The sequence below is a fragment of the Riemerella anatipestifer ATCC 11845 = DSM 15868 genome, assembly GCF_000252855.1.
GTDB lineage: Bacteria > Bacteroidota > Bacteroidia > Flavobacteriales > Weeksellaceae > Riemerella > Riemerella anatipestifera.
The window spans coordinates 1487137-1508304 of the sequence record NC_017045.1 but is presented as its reverse complement, the minus strand read 5'-3'; the positions used below and the strand labels follow the sequence as shown (position 1 = coordinate 1508304).

The following is a 21168-nucleotide window of genomic DNA, read 5'->3' as shown; positions in this document are numbered from 1 at the left end:
CTTAAATTTAATTTAAATCTTCTATTTTGGTTACTTCTGCATCTCCCCAAAGCTCCTCTATTTCGTAATATTCTCTAATGTGTTTTTGGAAAACATGCACCACTACAGATACATAATCTACCAGTACCCACAATGCATTTTCTGCACCTTCGGTATGCCAAGGGCGTTCTTTAAGCTCGTTACGCACTGTTTTCTCTATATTCCCTGCAATAGCTGATACCTGAGTATTAGAGTTACCACTACAGATAATAAAATAATCTGCTACGGCATTTTCTATTTTAGTTAAATTAAGAACTTGGATATCTTCTCCCTTAGTATCTTGTATTGCTCTAATGATAGTGTCTATCAACTCTTGTTTATCGTTTGTATTACTCATTCAAAAATGTATTATCTGCAAATTTAATTGTTTTTTATTTATTTTATCTACTTTAACACCGTAATTTTGCCCATTATGAAAATCTTACATCATCTTACCGAATGTAATTCTACCAATGACGAGATTATCAACTTTGTTCCCTCTATTCTCCAAAAAGAAGATTTAGTAGGTGTCTATACACTTAACCAAACTCAAGGAAAGGGACAATACGGCAATTCTTGGGAAATAAATCCTAACGAAAACATTGCCATCAGTATAGCTGTTTCTCTGGATAGATTTCCGTTTGCGGTTTCTATCATCAATTATTATACCGCTATTATTGTGAGAGATTTTGTTGCCAATTTGACCCAAATTCAGCTAAAAATCAAGTGGCCAAACGATATTATACTCAACCAAAAGAAAGTATCAGGTATTCTCCTTGAAAAGAAAAATAACTGTTTAGTCATTGGCATCGGCATCAATGTATTACAGCAAAACTTTGAGCGTTTCCCGAAAGCGGGGTCTATTTATACGCAAACTCATCGCTCTTTTGAACCTCATCTACTTGCTAAAGAGTTCTTTGAATTTTTCGCTAACGAAATAGCACAACCAAAAACAGAAGCCCAAATTCTAGAAATACTTAATAATACTCTTTTCAAAAAAGACGAGGTCTGCGTGTTTGACATTAAAGGCGTAAGACAAAATGGCATTATCCGAAAAGCAGATGCCGAAGGATATCTTTGGATAGAACTAGAAGACGAGCAACTGCATAAGTTTTACCATAAGGAAATCCAAATGCTCTACTGACGAGCCCTTCTGAAATACAGCAATAAGGCAAGCGGAGCGAATACAAAATTAGGCATCCACATCGCTACGAAAGGTGTGAGTATTTTACTAGATGAAACCACTTTAAGTGCTTCAAACGAGAAAATAAACACAAATGCCAAAGCTATCCCCACCGCAAGGTTGACGCCTATCCCACCTCTCTTTTTTTCGGACGCTAGAGCCAAACCTAAAATGGTTAAAATTATAATAGAAACCGGCATTGAGGTGCGGGCGTGAAGCTCGTTGAGATAGGTATTGATATTACCGTTGCCTTTTATTTTCTCTCTATTGATGAATTTCACCAGCTCTGGTGTTGTTTTGTTCTCACCTAAAAGCTCGTCTGGAAAAAGCTCTTCTGGTGGATAACCAAAACTCTGATAGGTCTGCGTACCATTACTTAGCTTTTCCGTTTCGTTTTTACCTGCCTTTTTTTCATAAAAAGAGGTGATGGAAAAGGCTTGTTTTTTTTCGTCCCAAGAGACATAATCGCCTCTAATTTGATGTATGAGTTTGTTGTTCTTATCAAATTTTTGGTAAAGGTAATCCGAGCCTCTTGCTTCCTTCCTGTGATAAGAGCCTATAAATACATATTCTGTTGGCGACATCTGAGCCGAGATAGCAACACTCCTATTCTTTTCCTCTTGCCTTACCTGACTTTCGGTAAAGACCATCAATTCATTCTTTTTAACATTAGCCCAAGGCAGAGCAAAATGGTTAAGCATCAACATAAACAAGGCTATCCCAACTGCTACCATAAAGTATGGTCTTGCAAATCTATGAAAACTAGCTCCGCTACTTACAATGGCTACAATTTCGGTATTATCCGCCATACGAGATGAAAAGTAAATGACGGAAATAAACACCAAAATAGACATAAAGGTAAGGATAAGATATATCATCCAAAACGGATAGAAGTGTAATAAAAAGTCCCCCACCGTGTAACCACTTTTCTCTATGTTGGGAGCTTTCGCCTGTATGTCCACCACTATCACAATAATAGATAACAACACTAGCATAAAAACTAATGTTCCTAAAAATTTCTTGATGATATAGGCGTCTATTATTTTCATAATTTAATTCTTACTTTTCTCTATTTTTTGTTTTGGCAGCTACCGCGTTAGGGATAGAGTGGATACCCTGAAGGGAAGAAGCCGCGGAGCGAAGCGGAGCGGCAATGACCGAAGGCGTATGAGCGATAGCCCGACCCTAGCCGCTAGACTTTAGCCCTGGAGAGGGAAACGCCCTAACTTTACTAAAAGTTGTAAACTCACTAAAGCCTTTGTTTTAAAACTGGTACAATCTGCTCCTTCCACTCGTAGAAATCCCCTGCTAAGATATGCTCTCTAGCCACCTTTACCAAATCTAAATAGAATGCCAAATTGTGTATAGAAGCAATCTGCTTACCTAAATATTCTTTAGCTACAAAAAGATGCCTTACATAAGCCTTAGAATACTCTTTGTCCACAAAGCTCGTCCCCATCTCATCTAACGGAGAAAAATCTTCTTTCCATTTTTGGTTTTTCATATTCATAACGCCTTGCCAAGTGAATAACATTCCGTTTCGGGCGTTTCTAGTTGGCATCACACAATCCATCATATCCACTCCCAAACCTATGCTTTCCAAAATATTCCACGGTGTGCCTACGCCCATTAAATATCTTGGTTTTTCTTTCGGAAGAATATCGGTAACCTCGTTGGTAATTCGGTACATTTCTTCTTCTGGCTCCCCTACCGAAAGCCCTCCGATGGCATTACCTTCAGCCCCTGCCTCTGAAATAACTTCAGCGGAAATCTTTCTTAAATCAGAGTACGTAGAACCTTGAACTATCGGAAATAAACGCTGCTTATGCCCGTACAATTCGGCATTATTTTCTGTCCATTCTATACAACGCTTAAGCCACCTGTGGGTGAGTTCCATAGAGGCTTTGGCTTGATTATACTCACAAGGGTAAGGTGTACACTCATCAAACGCCATAAAAATATCGGCTCCTATCTGCCTTTGTATTTCCATAGACTTTTCTGGAGAAATGAAGTGGTAGCTTCCATCAATATGAGATTTAAACTTAACCCCTTCCTCCGTCATCTTTCTGCTTTTTGAAAGAGAAAAGACCTGATAACCTCCAGAATCTGTAAGGATAGGACGCTCCCAGTTCATAAAACGATGTAGTCCTCCTGCTTTCTCCATCACTTCCATACCTGGCCTTAGGTAAAGATGATAGGTGTTACCTAAAATAATTTGTGCCTTAACATCGTCTCTTATTTCTCTTTGATGTAGTGTTTTTACCGATGCTACCGTACCCACAGGCATAAAAATAGGCGTTTGGATTTCTCCATGAGCGGTACTAATTACTCCTGCTCTAGCCTTAGATTTGGTAGTTTTTTCTATACTAAAAAATGGTTTTGACATTGCGTTGCTATTGTTGTTGTAAATCTCCTGCATTAATTTTTTCTTCTTTATTTTGATTTTTATTCTCTCCTTCTTTCTTCTTAATATACTCCTCTAAGTCTGAATCATTAAGCAATATATCTTGAGCCATATCATAAATTTTATCTATATCAGACGGTTTGTTCAAATAGTATTTAAAACTGTTTTCAAATGCTTTGCCCTTAGCTTTATTTTTATTCATCACAAAACGACTGACTTCCTCCATATCCATATTTCTAGTAAAATCGGAAGACTGTGTATAAACAGCAAAGTCTGCCACTATCTGCGCCATTTCTTCTTTGGATAATAAATCTTTAGGAGCTTCGACTGAATGTCTACAAGCTACCACGAATATCATCACAAAAAAAAGCCCAATCAACCTACTCATAATCTACCTATTAAAGCCTTCCATCTTAGATTAAGTACACCTATTACTGCTTCTTTAATAATTCCGCCATTCATTTTGGACTCGCCTTTGGTTCTATCGGTAAAAATAATAGGAACTTCTTTTATTTTTAAACCTTTTTTGAATACTCTGTATTTCATTTCCACCTGAAAGCCATAACCTTTTAGTTTTACCTTGTCTAACCCGATTTTTAGAAGTGTGTCTTTTCTGAAACAGACAAACCCTGCCGTAGTATCGTGCACGGGTAAACCTAAAATAAACCTTACATATTTAGACGCAAAATAAGATAGCAAAACCCGTCCCATAGGCCAATTAACCACATTAACCCCTTGAGAGTAACGAGAACCTACCGACATATCCGCATCTAAACACGCCTCATAAAGTCTGGGTAAATCCTTTGGATTGTGAGAAAAATCGGCGTCCATCTCAAAAATAAAATCACAGCCCTGCTCTATTGCCCAACGAAAGCCATGCAAATAAGCCTTGCCCAAACCATCTTTTACTTTTCTTACGGTTAAATGAAGCCTATCCTGAAAAAGATTCTGCATAGAACGAACAATATCTGCCGTACCATCAGGAGAGGAATCATCTACGACCAAAATATGAAAATCTCCTTCTAAATCCATCACCGCTTGAATAATGGACTGTATATTTTCTTTTTCGTTATAGGTAGGAATGACAACGATTTTTTTCATTCAAAAAAACTAATAATCCGCAAAGTTAAGCCTTTTTTAATTAGGAAAAAGTGGTTTGTGGGGAAAATAACGGCTTTGAATTTTTTAATTATTTACACCCACTTATCTACAAATCCAATATTTCACAAATCATTATATTTGCAATATAAAACCTTAGATTCTAATCCATGTCTATAAAAGAAACTAACAGCATTATCTCTATTCACAACAATCTTGATCTTATAAGGTTTTTTGCCGCCATTCAGGTAGTATTTAGACATGTTTTTTACAAACACGATTTTGAAAATAAAAGTCTTAATCTAATTAAAGAAATTATTTTGGCGTTTCCTGGAGTTCCTATCTTTTTTATGGTTAGTGGTTTTTTGATTTATTGGTCCTTTGAACGAAATTCTAATAATCCTAAAAAATATCTCAAGAATAGACTTTTAAGAATCTATCCTGCTCTTTGGTTCTGCCTGTTCATAACTGTAATAGTAGTACTAATAGCAGACAAAAACAAAGTAATATTACAGAATGTAGAAATGTTTTTGATATGGATACTAGGACAATTGTCCATTATTCAATTTTGGACTCCTAATTTTCTTAAATTTTTCGGAGAAGGCTCTCCCAATGCTAGTCTATGGAGCATCTGTGTTGAGCTACAGTTTTATTTCTTTGTCCCTTTATTATATTATCTGGTTAAGAAATATCCTCAATGCAAATTTATAATATTTTCATTTCGTTTTTATTATCTCCATAGCATTTAATCATTGGATATCAGGATTTAACAAAACCGACTTAATCTATAAATTGGGATTTGTTTCATTATTCCAATATTTATTTTATTTCTTATTTGGTGTGTTTTTTTACAACTATTGGAACTGTATAAAAAATTTTATCCAAAATAAATTCTTTCTATGGATCATCATTTTCCTTTCATCTCATTTCTTACTAAAGGATATTATAGACATAAATTTAAACAACTACTACCTAAAATCTTTTTATAAATTAATCTTTATATTTTTACTCAACATAACTGTCCTATCCTTTGCCTTTAGTTATAGAGATATTAGTGACAAAATATTAAGAAAGCAAGATATTTCCTACGGAATATATATTTACCATATGCTTATCATCAATATATTTATTCAGTACAATATTCCCATTAAAACCTACTCCTCATTTAGCTTTGTTTTATTAGGAAGCATTGTAATGGGTAGCCTATCTTGGTTTTTGATTGAGAAGCCTATTCTGAAAAAAAAGTAGTGTTTACAACACTCAACAAAAGATATTAATTACTTGCCTATCATATTTTTAATGGCATTGAGCTTCATCATAGCTTCTATAGGCGTGAGTGTATTGATGTCTATTTTAGTAAGTTCCTCTCTGATGTTTTCTAAAACGGGGTCGTCTAATTGGAAGAACGAGAGTTGCAAATTTTCTTCCGTTACCCTTTTAATAGATTCTTTTGTATCATTCTGTGAGCGGTTGTTTTCCAAAGTTTTTAGGATTTCGTTAGCTCTATTAACTACCGTAGCAGGCATTCCTGCCAATTTTGCCACGTGGATACCAAAGCTATGTTCGCTACCACCAGACACCAACTTCCTTAGGAAAATAATGTTCCCCTTATGTTCTTTAATTGAAATATGGAAGTTTTTAATCCTTTCAAAATTATTGGTCATTTCATTCAACTCGTGGTAGTGGGTGGCGAATAAAGTCTTAGGTTTGGTTGGGTGCTGATGCAAATATTCCGCAATAGCCCAAGCGATAGAAACGCCATCATAAGTGGAAGTACCTCGCCCTATTTCATCTAAAAGAATTAAACTTCGGTCGGAAATATTATTGAGGATATTAGCCGCTTCGTTCATTTCCACCATAAAGGTTGATTCTCCCGCAGAGAGATTGTCCGTTGCCCCAACTCTCGTAAATATCTTATCTAAAATACCAATAGAAGCATATTTAGCCGGGACAAAACTCCCGATTTGAGCCAAAAGACAAATAACTGCCGTTTGCCTCAATATCGCCGATTTACCCGCCATATTAGGACCAGTTACCATAATAATCTGTTGCTCCTCTCGGTCTAAAAACAAATCGTTAGGAATGTATTTTTCGCCTAACGGCAAAGCATTTTCTATAATAGGGTGTCTTGCCTCTTTGAGTTCTATACTAAAGCCATCGTTAAGCACTGGTTTAGTATAGCCTTTTTCCACAGACAACTCTGATAGCCCAACCGCCACATCTAGCTGTGCGATGAGTTGTGCGTTTTCCTGAATTTGGTCTATATAAACAAGTACCTCTTGGCATACCTTTCTATAAATCTCTTGCTCTAGAATGGCTATACGCTCTTCTGCTCCTAAAATTTGGTCTTCGTATTCCTTCAGCTCTGTTGTAATGTATCTCTCTGCATTAACTAGCGTTTGCTTTCTAATCCATTCTTCAGGAACTTTATCTTTATGTGTATTTCTAACTTCTATATAATAGCCAAAAACATTATTAAAATTGATTTTCAGACTAGCAATGCCCGTTCTTTCTATTTCCCTTTGGCACATCTCGTCTAGATATTCTTTACCAGAGTTCTGCAAACCTCTCAAACGGTCTAGCTCGTCAGAAACACCAGACTTAATCACATTGCCTTTGGCTAAGTTTACAGGCAATTCTTCGTTTAAATTATTTTCTAAAGTATTGATAACTTCCTCCAAATGATTAAGTGGATTAAGCCACGCCAAAACATCAGGATATTGATGCAGTAATGATTTTATCTCGGAAATATAAACTAAACTTTGCCTAAGATAACCTAATTCTTTAGGTGAGATTTTCTCTGCCGCTAGTTTACCCATCAATCGGTCTAAGTCAGAAATACCTTTAAGCCTTGTTGCAACATCTAGTCTTAGTTGCTCCTCGTTATTCAAAAATTCAACTAAAGAGAGTCTTCTGTTAATTTCATTTACGGATTTAAGTGGCAATATCAATCTTCTTCTCAAAAGTCTTCCGCCCATTGGCGTGGCTGTTTTATCTATAATATCCAAAAGACTTTTCCCATTTTGATGTGCAGGAAATACCACTTCCAAATTTCTCAGCGTAAACTGATCCATCATTAAATAATCTTCCTGTGGAATAAGTTTTATCTGAGTAATATGATTGAGTAAATTATGATGTGTATCCTCCACCAAATAGGCAAAAATAGCTCCAGCAGCCGTAATGCCTAGCTTATGGTCTTCTACTCCGAAGCCTTTAAGAGAATTGGTTTTGAAATGTTGCGTGAGCTTTTCGTAAGCAAAATGATACTGAAATGCCCAATCCTCCATCTTAAAAACGCTTTTATTTTTAACTTGACTAGGAATTTCTTGAGTTCTCTGGTAAATAATTTCGCTAGGTTCAAAAGTATTGATGATATGTAGTAACTTTTCTAAATTGCCCTCTCCTAACAAAAATTCTCCTGTAGAAATATCCACTAAAGCAACGCCATACTTCTCCTTCTCCTTGTGAAGAGCAAGTAAAAAATTATTTTTCTTAGAATTAAGAACTTGGTCATTAAATGTAACCCCTGGAGTTACCAATTCCGTAACGCCTCTTTTAACGATACCTTTTACTAATTTAGGATCTTCTAATTGGTCGCATATCGCTACTCTAAGACCTGCCCTTACCAACTTTGGAAGATAGGAGTCTAAAGAATGATGTGGAAACCCTGCAAGCTCTATACTCTGACCATCTCCACCATTATTTCTTTTAGTAAGAACAATGCCCAAAATTTGAGATGTTTTAATGGCATCTGCTCCAAAGGTTTCATAGAAATCTCCTACTCTGAAAAGTAATATCGCATCAGAGTATTTAGCTTTAATACTATTGTATTGTTGCATTAGTGGAGTTTCTTTCTTTGCTTTTGCCATATTTATCCTAATTTTGAACAGCAAAAATAACAAAACATTATGGGTTAAAAAAGGCTACTCCAAAAATTAGAAGTAGCCCTTTTAGTATTAACCTTTCTTATTAAAAATTGATTTTAATTTATTTCTCCACCTTACGAGTATAGGTTCTTGATAATTTTTGTCTTCATCAAAATAACCGTAACCGTAGCCATAACCGTAGCCATAACCGTAGCCATAACCGTAACCGTAGCCTTGATTGGTAGAATAATCGTTATATACTAGACCCAGATGCTTAATTTCCTGATTATGATACTTTTCTATAACCATCTTAAGCATATATTTTTCTGTATATTCATGACGTACCACATAGATGTTGGCATCAGTATGCTTCATCAGCTCAAAAGAATCTGCCACTAGACCAACAGGAGGAGAATCTATAATAATAAAATCGTAGTCTTTTCTAAGGTCTTTTATAAAGTTAATATTTTTATCACTCATCAATAATTCCGAAGGATTAGGCGGAATAGGTCCTGAAGTAGCCACATCTAAGGTAGGCACTTGAGTTTTGTTGATTATTTGATCTAAAGGTATTTCTCCCGTTAGGAAGTTAGATATACCATATTTATTATTAATCTTGAAATCTCCAAAAATTTTAGGTTTTCTCAAGTCCATTCCAAGCAATATCGTTTTCTTACCACTTAATGCTAAAACAGAAGCTATATTTATAGAAGAATAAGTCTTCCCTTCCCCACTGATAGAAGATGTAGCCAATATTACTTTACCACCTTCCTTATTATTATCATCATACAAGAATCTCAAATTAGACCTAACCCCTCTAAAGGCTTCTGAAACAGAAGATTTAGGCTGCTGAATTACGGTGAGATTATTTTCATTAGTGTTTTTACCAATAACCCCTAGTAAAGGTATTTTAGTAGCACTGATAACTTCTTTAATATTTCTCACCTTATTGTCTAAAAGAGAGCTTATAAGCAGTATAAGAAATGGTATAAATAACAGCCCTCCAATGAGTGCCACCCCAAACATAGAAGTATTAGGACCTACTGGACCTTGACCAAGATTTTTAGCCCAATCTAAAACAGTGATGTCTGACTGACCTATTGCAAGACGCATTTCTGCTTTTGCTTGCTCTGAAAGCAAGGTATTATATGTGGTTTCGTTAATTGAATAGCCTCGCTCTGCATCAATTAATTTTTGCTCTTTAAGAGGAAGTTTCCTAATATCATTTTCGTATTGTAGGAGTTCGGCATTTAGCTTTTCTATCTCGTTCAAATACATACTATAATAATTCCCTACAACCCCAGAAGATTTACCCCTTGCCTCTCTAATGAGACGATTGATTTCTTTCATAGGTTCAGAGTTTGGCGTATAGATTGTCCTCATCTCCTCTCGCTTCTGTATAAGAGCTTTTAGCTCTGCAACGGAGGCCATAAAGTTACCATCTTCCACTCCTGCAGCATTGATATTGATAACCTCATCTAAATTTTTATTCATGGAGTTCCGGATATTATTAAGTGCAGAAATACGAGTTAGTAAGTCTGCTTTTTTCTTTTCTATATCCTTCATTTTCTCCATTATAGGACCTACACCTCCTCCAACATCAACAATATTTTCATCTATCTTAACCCCATTAAGACTTTGTGCTGATGAGTCTAACTTTATTTTTACACTATCTAGATTTTTCTTTATAAAGGCAACTGTATTTTTATCTACTAAACTCTTGTCTTGTTTTCTTTTTTCTATAAGTTCCTTTATTGTGCTATTCAAAAAGTTAACCGTAGAGTTTAGATTAGTCCCCTTCTTTGATATAGACATTATGGATGGTAGCTCTTTATCAAACTCTACATTGATACTACTTATATTCTCTCTTACTTTTTGGTCTATACTCCTTAAAGTAACCGTTATGTTATCATAATCAATACTCGGCTGCACTGGATTTTTAACAATTCTGAACCTAAAATAAGGGGAGTCATACCATTGGTTTAACTGTATATTTTGAGGAACAGATTTGTCTTTATGAGCGTCTTTTAAAGAATGAAAATCCTCTGTTTTGTAACTATACAAAGAATTAGGTAAAACTTCTGGTAAATTTACTGCATAAGCATTACCATTAGGTATAAATGTAATTGGTGTATTGATTGCCTGAAGATGCTCTTTGTCTATTTCTAAAAAGAAAGGAGCATCATTCTTGTCTAAAAATGTACTTTTTAGTTTACCAGAGGTGCTATAGTCGATATACAAATCAAGTTTTCTAGTAATAAACTCGTTATGAGTTCTTGAAAGAAGTAGTTTCTTTACATACAATCCGTCTTGGTTACCACTCTGCCCCCATATAAAATTAATGGACTGGCTAGGAGCTAAATAACTTGCTGTATTATTAGAAACACTGAGAGAAATACTAGATTCATAAATGTATTGTACATAATATTTTTTATAAATGTAACTAATAACATAACCTAATATAGCTAATAACAAAAACCAATACCAATTCTTTATCAGCTTTCTTATAAAAAACTCCACATTGAAGAAATCAAAAGTACCAATCTTTGATTTTTCAGACTGAATATTAGATGATTTTTGTCCTACTTTATCTGGTATCATATCTAAAATCTTGAAATTAATAAATATACAGAAAGTGCTGTAGTTATAAGAGAAACGCCTGTAGTTAGTGTTTGCAAAGGTTCTTTGCCAAATCCATATAAACTCTTAGAGCGTGTATTAAGATAAATCATATCTCCATTCTGAACCCAATAATATGGTGAGTTCATGATATCATCTCTTGTTAAATCCAATGCAACTCGTTTAATACCCTCTGGATATTTTCTTTGCAAAACCACATGTCTTCTATCCACTGTTCTATTAAGCCCCCCATTTTGAGCCAAAGCTTCTGTAATGCTCAACATATTAGTATAAGACCTCTTTTCTCCTGTAAGATTACCCATCTCTTCTATATCACTTAACAGGTAAAAAGTGATTCCATCTGTGTTAAGTCTTACTTGGGTTTTCCCTTCAATAAAGTTTTCATTAACCCGAGATTGTATTTCCGCTTCTATATCCTCAATAGTTCTACCCACTGCCTTTATTTCCCCTATCCCCATTATATCTATATTACCTCTAGAGTTCACCTTTAATCCATTAAAATAAAAGTTTCTATTCCCTCCTATTCTTCCTCCTGCACCTCCAATATTTCCTCCACCAGCAATACCTCCTCCTACAGCACCACCTGCATTTCCCCCATTTCCTAGGCTTCCATTTTCCCCACCAGAAGTATTGAAACTAGAATAAAACTGAGCCGCATCTCCCTTAGGGGTAGTTACTATATTGAGATTGAGAATATCTGCTTTGGTCACTCGATAAACTTCATTACTATATGGAATTAAGCCCTCTTCATTAAGAACTAAATGTTCATTTGGCTGCTGATATCTTACTTCCTTTGTGGTTAAACACGAGGTTGTAAAAACAGTAACTAACGACAACAATAAATATACTTTCATTTTATTCATCTGTTATTTTTTACAAAAATACGGTTTTAATTTTTCATTTTAATAATAATCCTAGGTATATAAGCTCCTAGAAAGCCTAATGCTAATACTATAAACAAGAGTAAATTAATATTAGTGTGCCTCAAAAAATATGTTACAGAAACTACAAACAGATAATAACATATGATATAGAATGTAGCTCTTTTATGTGAAAGCCCTAGATCTAAAACTTATGATGTATATGATTTTTATCTGCTTCCATAGGCGATTTTTTGTTCATTAGCCTTATTATTATTACATTAAGCGTATCTACCATAGGCAGTATAAGGATAGAGAATGCTATAACTGGTGTTGCATCAAGATGGTATCTAGGAGCATTCAACTCTCCTTTATACATAAATATATCAATAAAATATATTGCTGTGAAGGCCAATAAAAATCCCATGATCATAGACCCCGTATCACCCATAAATATTTTCTTACTCCTATCCGATAAATTATAATATAAAAAACCTATTAAAGAACCTGTTATGATACTACACAGAATAATCATCGGATAGTTATATTCTCCCAATCTATAATAACTAACACCAAATATTATACTACAAAAGATAGAGTAAAACCCCGCCAGACCATCTATTCCATCTATCAAGTTAAATGAGTTTATCATAATAATGATAGTAACAATGGAAAAAATGATACTAACCCAATAAGGTAGTTCATAGATATTAAATAATCCAAACAAACTTCTTATCCTAACATCCGAACCTATAACTATAAGTGTAGCAACCACTATTTGAGCTAATAGTTTTTTATAAGCTCTCATTACTACAATATCATCCATAACACCTACATAGAGTAATATGATAAGCGTAGGGAACAAAAACTTATACATATCAAACAACTCATAAGCAAATATAGGTGCCGTAATACCAATCGCATAAAATATAGCTATTCCTCCCAGATTAGGAACTTTCCTTACATGTGAACTTCTTATCCCTGGTTCATCCATTAAATTTTTTCTTTTGGAAATCCTCAATATTGTAGGTATAGCTCTATAGCTCAAAATCATAGATAATAGCATAGCTCCCACTAATTTAAGATAAAATAAAGGTAGCCCTAAATTATGTAAAAATTCTTCTAATATTATCATAAACTATTATATTGAATTGGTTACCATAAATAATTTCTGTAAACATCCATTATATATCCTGCTCTTGATTGAAAGCTGGCATAAACAAAATAATAAAACACCACAAAACAAACTACTATGAAGTGTAAATATTTTCTATGTTTATCATCTTCTACAGCTGCGATAATATTGGGAAGAACCATTACTATAAAAATCATATATATCATAGCTAATCTTGAAGAGAATATTGGACTTCCTCTGAATATAAAGTACAAACACATTCCAAACAACGCTATATTTCTCATATATTCATAATAAGGTATTTTTTCACACGCTTCTCTATTATAAAATATTAAAAAATAGCTATAGAAAATAACCATCATATCTGTAAAATTGATTTTTCCAGTATCTGTATTCTCTATCATCTCATATGCAGAAAAGCCTTCATAAACTTCAGCAGGGGCTAATGTGTCAAGTAATGAAAAATACTGATACAACTGAAACGGTGATAAAATAGCACTAATCACTAAAGCTATAATAATTCTCGTTTTAGTTATAGGCAATAAAACAATCCAATAAGCAAAAATAAAAACAACCGCGGATTTATGAAACCCCATTGCCAAATAGACCATCAATAAAAACAACGGTAAATTTCGTTTTTTAATGAAATAAAAAGAAAAAATAAGAATAGACATAGACATTGCTTGTCGCATATGCCCTCCATCTGCTGTAAAATAAGAAGGGAACATATAAAGCAATAAGCTCAATGATGGATAAACTACTGCATTTTCAAATGTGAAATATTTTGGAACAATTGAAAATAAAGCAATTACAAATGTAAAAATAAAAAAAGGAAAACCAAAGTCATAAACATATTTTCCTATCAAAACATAAAGCCACTCTACCTCTAACCTCTCACTACCTGAGAAAAAAGCCTTATTATAGACGGTTGAATATGCTGTTCTCTGTCCAAAATATTCATACATCTGTACATAAGCACCATAATCAGCTCCAATCCAATCTCTAAAGCCCACGAATACAATCATCCCAAATACAACAATCCATACCGCTTTATAATTCTTATAGTTATACACCTCTAAAAAACTAAAAGCAATAAGAATTAGAGTAACCGCTGTAAATACAGGATGTAAAAAAACAATATTCATTGTTGGTAATTAGTGAATTAGCCTTCTTAAAATTTTATCTAACCCTAACAAATAAAACAGATAATAAATCTGTTTTTTAACTGACAAAGATACGAGATAATTCTTTCCAAATCTACGATAACCAAGTATTTCTTTCTTAGAAATAGCTCGCTCAGAGAGAAAAGCATTTAACTTTTGAGATAATTGCTTATACAATTCATCATCTTTAACAAATGCTAAATAGGCTAGAAAAGTATAAAAACCCTCTAAAATCTGAAACCCTTTTAGCTCTTCTTTTTTATGCTTATAGAGTGAGTTTTCAAATGCATTTTCCACATCTTCTACCGCTTTTAAAATATCCAAACCTTTCTCTGTATGGGTTTTAGTGATAGAATCCGTTCGTTCTAAATATTGATAATGATAGGTTTGAGTTTGGGCAACAACTTTACACTCTAACAATAATTGAGGAATAAGTTGTATATCCTCAAAATGAACTCCTTTTTTAAATCTTTTATTCTGAAATAAACTACGATGAAACAATTTATTACAAGCAAAGTAGCTCATATCAGAGAAAACGGAAAAATGTTCTTCTAAAACTATTTTTTCAGGCATATTAGGTACTTGTGTGAGTAACTGAGTGACCTCTCCAGCTTCATTCACTTTTTGTAGATTACATATTACCATTTCTGCTTGATGCTTCGTTGCAAGATGATACATTTCTTCGAACATTGTTTCTCTCACAAAATCATCGCTATCTACAAAGCCTATATACTCACCGTTCGCCTGTTCTAAACCAAAGTTTCTAGCATCGCTTAATCCACCATTTTCCTTTTGAAACGCCTTTATTTTATTAGGATACTTATCTTCATACTCAGTAATAATAGCCTGAGAGCTATCTTTACTTCCGTCATTTACCACGATAATTTCAATATCCTCTAATGTTTGATTGACCAATGAATCCAAACACTTTTTTAAAAAGCGTTCAACATTATAAACAGGGACAATAACGGAAACTTTCTTCATATTATTTTAAAAACCTAGGGTTCAAAAGTCCCTTTTTAGCATTATAATAATCTTTCTCAGCACAAGGCAAACATTTTAAAATATCATCGGTATTTCCGAAATACCATAATCCACTAAAGGTATCTCTCTTAAAAGTATAATCTTGATTATTGATTACCACTAAATAATTTTCGTACTGGCGTTCTTTAGGGTGAGTTTTCTGTATGCTCAAACCTTCTAAAAAATACCAAATCATTTGGGCAATAAGTTGATTGTAAACCAAATAAGAAGCGTCTATATTTACATTAAACAGACCAAAAGCCATTAAGTTTTCACCTAAGCCTATTTCTTTCATATAGGCACAAATTTCTCTCTTATTCAACCCGTTAACTTGAGCGTGAAAAGAAAACTCTCCACTAAAACTCTCCACCGCATCAGCACTAAGACTTACCACTTCTGCCCTTCTTAAGAAAGGTTCTGCTAGGTCTGTACTGTTCATCATATCAGCGAGCCTTAACACTTCAAAATCTATCTCTTTAAGTACAGAAACCGAATGAGGTTCGTTCAAATGTTTTTGATAGCCTAAATGATAATAATTCTTCAGTGAAAGTTTGCTCAATATTTTTGATACAAAATTTCGCTCGTTGATACTTTCTTTCACATCTTCTAAATGTATAAACGAGTTAATTTGTGTATAAGAAATTTTCTCTTTATGATTTTTTACCGCAGTGTATAACGAAAGAGCCAAATCATTGCTACCACCAATAACTATAGGTAATGCACCTTCAGCGATACATTTAGAAACAATTTCAGCAACAATATACTGAGTATCTTCCAATGATTTTCCTGATATTAAATCTCCTAAATCACAAATGGGAAAACCAAAATCACTCTTAGAAAGTTGATATAAGCATTTTCTTATTGCACTAAAATCTTTCGCCACCGCAGATCCTCCTGCTCCTCTATCATCGGAGCAAAATAATAGCACTACTCCACCTTCTTTTATCTCATTACATACCAAACTACCCAGTTGCCATGGTTTATAATCTCCTAAAGGAAAAGGCTTTACAATCTCTTCAATAGTCATGAATATTTGTACTATTTTTTCTTAGTTACGGTTTTCTTTTTAGTTGTTTTTTTCTCTGCAAAAGCATTTTTATCCTGTGCTACAATCCATTTTTTAATCTCTTCCAAAGGTACTTCTTTCAATTCTTCAGCAGTGTATTTCTCATCTCCATTTTTAGGAATCCTGAAATTAGTTTTATTAAATTTGATAAACGGTCCCCACCTTCCATTCTCTATAGAAATACCTTCTTTTTCCCATTGTTTAATGTAACGGTTAGCTTCTTTCTCTAACTTAGCTTCTATGAGTTCCACAATATCATCTTGACTAAGATTTTCAAAATCATACTTCTTAGGCACATTTACGAAAATATTTTTATACTTCAAGAAAGGTCCAAAATGCCCTGTCCCTTTAGTTACTGGCTCTCCTTTAAATGTTGTTATAGGAGCATCTGCTTTTTGTTTTTCTCTAATCAGCTCTTCAGCTCTTTTTTGATTTACAGTTAAGGGGTCTTCCTCTTTGGGAATACTAATGTAAGTTTCGCCCCACTTCACATAAGGTCCAAAACGACCTACCCCCACCGAAACAGTCTTGCCGTCTACTTTTTCTAAATCAAAAGGGACTTTAAACAAGTCTAAGGCTTCTTCTAATGTGATGGTATTGATATTCTGGTGGGACAATAACGAAGAGTAAATGGGATTATCATCATCACTATCTCCTAGCTGAGCCATAGCTCCATATCTACCAATTCTCACTAAAACCGTCTTTCCCGTTTTAGGGTCTTCCCCTAAAATTCTCTCTCCATTCGCTCTATCTGCATTTTCCTCTACATCTTCTATTTTATCATGGAATTTTTCATAAAACCCTGAAAGCACCTCCTTCCATTTTTCATCACCGTTCGCAATGTCATCAAAATCTTGTTCCACCTTAGCTGTAAAACCGTAGTCTAAAACTTCTGCAAAATTTTTGGTTAAGAAATCATTAACTACAATACCTATATCCGTAGGTACAAATTTATTTTTATCTCCACCGTAATTTTCGGTTAAAACCTTTCTATCTATCTTATTTGAAGTGAGGTTAAGTTTAATAACTTCCCTTTCCTGCGGAGCAATCTCTTTTTTATCTACATACTCTCTATTTTGTATGGTTTGTATGGTTGGAGCGTAAGTAGAAGGTCTACCAATACCCAATTCTTCAAGTTTCTTCACAAGCCCTGCCTCTGTATATCGTGCAGGTGGGCGAGTGAACTTCTGAACGGAAATGATATTTTGATAAGTTAAACTCTCCCCAACACTTACCTTTGGTAAAGTTTTTTCGGTATCTTCTGCATCTTCTTCCTCCGATTTTAATATACCATAAACCTTTAAAAAACCATCGAATACAATAACCTCCCCCTGAGCTTCAAAATTATACGGCAACTTTGGATTACCTATCTCAACAACGGTTTTTTCTATTTGAGCATTTGCCATTTGGCTAGCCAGCGTTCTCTTATAGATGAGCTGATAAAGCCTATTAAGTTGAGTATCTCCCGCAACTGTTTTTAGTTTGAAATCCGTAGGACGAATAGCCTCGTGAGCTTCCTGTGCAGAAGATGATTTAGTAGTATAGTTTCTCGGTTCAGAGTATTCCTGCCCAAATTCTTTGATAATTTGTTCTTTGGCTCCCTCTATCGCTTCTTGAGATAAATTAACCGAATCGGTTCTCATATAAGTAATATACCCTTCCTCGTATAATCGCTGAGCCACCCTCATCGTAGTGGTAATTCCATAACCTAGGCGATTACTCGCTTCTTGTTGTAAAGTTGAAGTCGTAAAAGGAGCAGAAGCTGTTCTTTTACCTGGCTTTTTTTCTATATTAAGAACTTTAAACGCTGTATTTTTCGCTAAGGTTAAAAATTCTTTCGCCTCTGACTCTTCAAAAAAGCTCTTTTTCAACTGAGCTGATATTTCTTGATTATCAGCGTTTAAAAACTTCCCTTCTGTTTTATAATAGGAGTTAGGAACAAAGTCTTGTATTTCCTTTTCTTTTTCTACGATAAGCCTAACTGCAACCGACTGAACTCTGCCCGCAGAAAGTCCTGTTTTTACTTTCTTCCAAAGGACGGGAGACATTTCAAAACCTACTATCCTATCCAAAACACGCCTAGCCTGTTGAGCGTTCACTAAGTTTTTATCTATATTTCTAGGATTTTCTATAGCTTTTAGAATTGCATTTTTAGTAATTTCGTGGAACACAATTCTTTTTATTTTTTCATCCTTTAACTTAAGCTCTTGAGCCAGATGCCAAGCAATAGCTTCTCCCTCTCGGTCCTCATCAGATGCTAGCCATACCATATCCGCTTTCTTCGCTGCTGCTTTTAAATCCGACACCAACTCCTTTTTGTCCGTAGACACCTCATATTCTGGAGTAAAGGTATTAAGATTAATCCCCATCCCTTTTTTAGGCAAATCCCTAATGTGTCCAAAACTAGACAATACTTCAAAATCTTTACCTAAATATTTTTGGATAGTTTTCGCCTTTGCAGGAGACTCTACGATGACTAAGTTTTTGGGCATGTGTTTTTTATTTTTTGCAAAAGTATAAACTTTTTAACAAATGACTATTTATTATCTTATTTAATTACTTGAAAGAATTTCTTTTTTTGATATAAAAAAAAGAGGTAGTTCTCTATTTTAGAACAACCTCTCTATAATTAAATTAATCAGAAATGCCAGTATATAACCGTATTCAAATTAATGTTTCTACTTTTTTGCGATTACTTTTGAATAAAGTACCAGTAAAATTAACGCTCCTCCTACCGCTACAAAGAAACTTTTGAGATTAAAGCCTGTAACATCTATGTTAAACAACATAGAGCCCAACCAGCCTCCTACCATACTTCCCAAAATACCTATAACAATAGTTACTAACCATCCTCCAGGATCCTTCCCAGGATGAATAGCTTTAGCAATAGCACCTGCAATAAGACCAAATAATAGCCAAGATAAAATTCCCATAATTTAATAGTTTTAAGATTTAGTATTTATTTTCTGAGTATCAACTCTTTTTCTTGAAGAGAGAGTCAACAAACTCCGTGCCATTAAATAACTGCAAGTCTTCCATCTTCTCTCCTACCCCTATATATTTTACAGGAACTTGAAATTGATCAGAAATACCAATAACCACACCTCCTTTTGCTGTACCATCTAATTTTGTAACCGCAAGAGCATTAACTTCTGTTGCAGCAGTAAATTGCTTAGCTTGTTCAAATGCATTTTGCCCTGTAGAACCGTCTAATACCAATAAAACCTCATGTGGAGCATCAGGAATTACTTTCTGCATTACTCTTTTTATCTTAGACAATTCATTCATTAGATTTACTTTATTATGAAGCCTCCCAGCTGTATCTATAAGTACTACATCTGCATTTTGAGCTACTGCAGATTGCACTGTATCAAAGGCAACAGAAGCAGGGTCAGAACCCATATTTTGCTTTACAATAGGTACACCTACTCGCTCACTCCATATCACCAGCTGGTCCACCGCCGCCGCTCTAAAAGTATCTGCTGCTCCTAGCACCACTTTTTTACCCTGTGTTTTAAACTGATGTGCTAATTTACCTATCGTAGTTGTTTTACCTACTCCATTGACTCCCACCACCATTATTACGTAAGGTTTTTTAGCCTCATCTATATTCCCCGTATCAGCATGAGGATTTTCTAAAAGCAATGCTGTAATTTCTTCTTTAAGAAGCTTATGTAGTTCATCTACACCAACATACTTATCCCTAGCAACTCTATCTTCAATTCGTTCGATAATCTTGATAGTTGTCTGAGCCCCTACATCTGATGCAATAAGAACCTCTTCCAAATCATCTAAAACTTCATCATCTACCTTACTTTTCCCTATGACTGCTTTGGATATTTTTTCAAAAAAGCCTTGACTTGACTTTTCTAACCCTCTATCTAAAGTTTCCTTCTCTTCTTTTTTGAATATTTTTTTAAACCAACTCATATATTTTTGTGTACGATTAACAGAAACAAATATATAAAAAAACTACCCAAATAAATTATTTGGATAGCTTTTATATTTCTTATACTAGAACGAGTAATACTTATTTTTTTAAATAAGCATCTACATCATCTGCATTCATTACTTTCTCTTCGAAAACATAAGCCCCAGTTTTAGGAGACTTTACCATTTTCACTACTTTTGTCATCTTCTTAGAAGATGTTTGTAGGGTTGCTACTACTTTTTTTGCCATTGTAAAATATCTTTAAAGATGATTACTTGATTTCTTTATGAAGTGTATACTTTTTAAGAACAGGATTATACTTTTTAAGCTCTAATCTTTCCGTTGTATTCTTCTTATTCTTAGTCGTGATGTATCTGCTCATTCCAGCAACACCACTTTCTTTATGCTCTGTACATTCCAAAATCACTTGGACTCTATTCCCTTTTTTTGCCATGATTTCTTAATTATTTGATAAATCCGTTACGAGTTGCTCTTTCTACAGCCTCCTCAATTCCAATCTTGTTAATTACTCTCAATCCGTGAGCAGAAACTTTAAGTGTAATATGTTTCTCTTGCTCAGGAAGGTAAAACTTCTTCTCTAATAAGTTAATCTCAAAACGACGCTTCGTTTTGTTATTAGCGTGAGAAACATGGTTTCCTACCATTGCACGCTTTCCTGTTATTTGGCAAATTCTTGACATATCTCGATGTTCTTTTTTACTACTAAATATTTGAGAGTGCAAAATAAAGAAGTTTTTTTGACATAGCCAAATATTTTTCT

The 21168-nt window shown here is 34.3% G+C and carries 20 protein-coding genes; 2 read left to right on the top strand and 18 right to left on the bottom strand.

The window, feature by feature from the left end:
- Window positions 1–7: 7 nt before the first annotated feature.
- Window positions 8–376, bottom strand: a complete 369-nt coding sequence (gene rsfS / locus RA0C_RS07170) for a ribosome silencing factor (protein WP_004916172.1) — start codon at window positions 374–376, stop codon at window positions 8–10.
- A gap of 75 nt (window positions 377–451) precedes the next feature.
- Here rsfS and RA0C_RS07165 point away from each other — a divergent pair, with 75 nt between their 5' ends.
- The gene (locus RA0C_RS07165) at window positions 452–1162 is read left to right on the top strand and encodes a biotin--[acetyl-CoA-carboxylase] ligase (RefSeq protein ID WP_013447031.1); all 711 of its coding nucleotides are present in this window, start codon (window positions 452–454) and stop codon (window positions 1160–1162) included.
- On the opposite strand, the gene RA0C_RS07160 is transcribed toward RA0C_RS07165, so the two are convergent.
- The 4 genes from RA0C_RS07160 to RA0C_RS07145 all read right to left on the bottom strand — a co-directional run bounded on the left by RA0C_RS07160 (window position 1156) and on the right by RA0C_RS07145 (window position 4706).
- The gene (locus tag RA0C_RS07160) at window positions 1156–2250 is read right to left on the bottom strand and encodes an LptF/LptG family permease (protein ID WP_004916169.1); all 1095 of its coding nucleotides are present in this window, start codon (window positions 2248–2250) and stop codon (window positions 1156–1158) included. The genes RA0C_RS07165 and RA0C_RS07160 overlap by 7 nt on opposite strands.
- Before the next feature lie 200 nt (window positions 2251–2450).
- The gene (tgt, locus tag RA0C_RS07155; RefSeq protein WP_014411312.1) at window positions 2451–3587 is read right to left on the bottom strand and encodes a tRNA guanosine(34) transglycosylase Tgt; all 1137 of its coding nucleotides are present in this window, start codon (window positions 3585–3587) and stop codon (window positions 2451–2453) included.
- Between the two features lie 7 nt (window positions 3588–3594).
- Window positions 3595–3993, bottom strand: coding sequence for a DUF4296 domain-containing protein (locus RA0C_RS07150; protein ID WP_004916165.1), 399 nt, complete (start codon window positions 3991–3993; stop codon window positions 3595–3597).
- Window positions 3990–4706: a polyprenol monophosphomannose synthase gene (locus RA0C_RS07145; protein WP_004916164.1), complete on the bottom strand. Its 717-nt coding sequence runs from the start codon at window positions 4704–4706 to the stop codon at window positions 3990–3992. The genes RA0C_RS07150 and RA0C_RS07145 overlap by 4 nt, the downstream gene beginning before the upstream one ends.
- A 167-nt stretch (window positions 4707–4873) precedes the next feature.
- Here RA0C_RS07145 and RA0C_RS07140 point away from each other — a divergent pair, with 167 nt between their 5' ends.
- Complete coding sequence (locus tag RA0C_RS07140) at window positions 4874–5452, top strand: acyltransferase family protein (protein ID WP_004916162.1); 579 nt, start codon at window positions 4874–4876, stop codon at window positions 5450–5452.
- Between the two features lie 528 nt (window positions 5453–5980).
- Here RA0C_RS07140 and mutS read toward each other — a convergent pair.
- From mutS to rpmB, 13 genes are all read right to left on the bottom strand, one after another.
- Window positions 5981–8572 (bottom strand): DNA mismatch repair protein MutS, encoded by a 2592-nt coding sequence (gene mutS, locus RA0C_RS07135; protein ID WP_004916161.1) that lies wholly within the window; start codon window positions 8570–8572, stop codon window positions 5981–5983.
- 87 nt (window positions 8573–8659) lie between these two features.
- Window positions 8660–11170 (bottom strand): exopolysaccharide transport family protein, encoded by a 2511-nt coding sequence (locus tag RA0C_RS07130; RefSeq protein WP_013447030.1) that lies wholly within the window; start codon window positions 11168–11170, stop codon window positions 8660–8662.
- Between the two features lie 2 nt (window positions 11171–11172).
- On the bottom strand, window positions 11173–12072 hold the full coding sequence (locus RA0C_RS07125; RefSeq protein WP_013447029.1) for a polysaccharide biosynthesis/export family protein: 900 nt from the start codon (window positions 12070–12072) through the stop codon (window positions 11173–11175).
- Between the two features lie 202 nt (window positions 12073–12274).
- The gene (locus RA0C_RS07120; RefSeq protein ID WP_228481896.1) at window positions 12275–13063 is read right to left on the bottom strand and encodes an MraY family glycosyltransferase; all 789 of its coding nucleotides are present in this window, start codon (window positions 13061–13063) and stop codon (window positions 12275–12277) included.
- 161 nt (window positions 13064–13224) lie between these two features.
- Entirely contained in the window at window positions 13225–14349 is a 1125-nt protein-coding gene (locus tag RA0C_RS07115) for an EpsG family protein (protein ID WP_004916152.1), read from the bottom strand.
- A 9-nt stretch (window positions 14350–14358) separates the two neighbouring features.
- On the bottom strand, window positions 14359–15351 hold the full coding sequence (locus tag RA0C_RS07110) for a glycosyltransferase family 2 protein (RefSeq protein ID WP_013447028.1): 993 nt from the start codon (window positions 15349–15351) through the stop codon (window positions 14359–14361).
- A gap of 1 nt (window position 15352) precedes the next feature.
- Window positions 15353–16417 carry a formimidoylglutamase gene (locus RA0C_RS07105; protein ID WP_013447027.1) on the bottom strand — a complete coding sequence of 355 codons (1065 nt, stop codon included), beginning with the start codon at window positions 16415–16417 and terminating at the stop codon, window positions 15353–15355.
- 11 nt (window positions 16418–16428) lie between these two features.
- Window positions 16429–18948, bottom strand: coding sequence for a type I DNA topoisomerase (gene topA / locus RA0C_RS07100; protein WP_013447026.1), 2520 nt, complete (start codon window positions 18946–18948; stop codon window positions 16429–16431).
- Window positions 18949–19134: 186 nt separating this feature from the next.
- Window positions 19135–19389 carry a GlsB/YeaQ/YmgE family stress response membrane protein gene (locus RA0C_RS07095; protein ID WP_004916144.1) on the bottom strand — a complete coding sequence of 85 codons (255 nt, stop codon included), beginning with the start codon at window positions 19387–19389 and terminating at the stop codon, window positions 19135–19137.
- A 40-nt stretch (window positions 19390–19429) separates the two neighbouring features.
- The gene (ftsY, locus tag RA0C_RS07090; RefSeq protein WP_004916143.1) at window positions 19430–20386 is read right to left on the bottom strand and encodes a signal recognition particle-docking protein FtsY; all 957 of its coding nucleotides are present in this window, start codon (window positions 20384–20386) and stop codon (window positions 19430–19432) included.
- A 100-nt stretch (window positions 20387–20486) separates the two neighbouring features.
- Window positions 20487–20636 carry a DUF4295 family protein gene (locus RA0C_RS10310; RefSeq protein WP_004916142.1) on the bottom strand — a complete coding sequence of 50 codons (150 nt, stop codon included), beginning with the start codon at window positions 20634–20636 and terminating at the stop codon, window positions 20487–20489.
- A 22-nt stretch (window positions 20637–20658) separates the two neighbouring features.
- On the bottom strand, window positions 20659–20841 hold the full coding sequence (rpmG, locus tag RA0C_RS07085; RefSeq protein WP_004916141.1) for a 50S ribosomal protein L33: 183 nt from the start codon (window positions 20839–20841) through the stop codon (window positions 20659–20661).
- Between the two features lie 10 nt (window positions 20842–20851).
- Entirely contained in the window at window positions 20852–21088 is a 237-nt protein-coding gene (gene rpmB / locus RA0C_RS07080) for a 50S ribosomal protein L28 (RefSeq protein WP_004916140.1), read from the bottom strand.
- Window positions 21089–21168 lie beyond the last annotated feature (80 nt).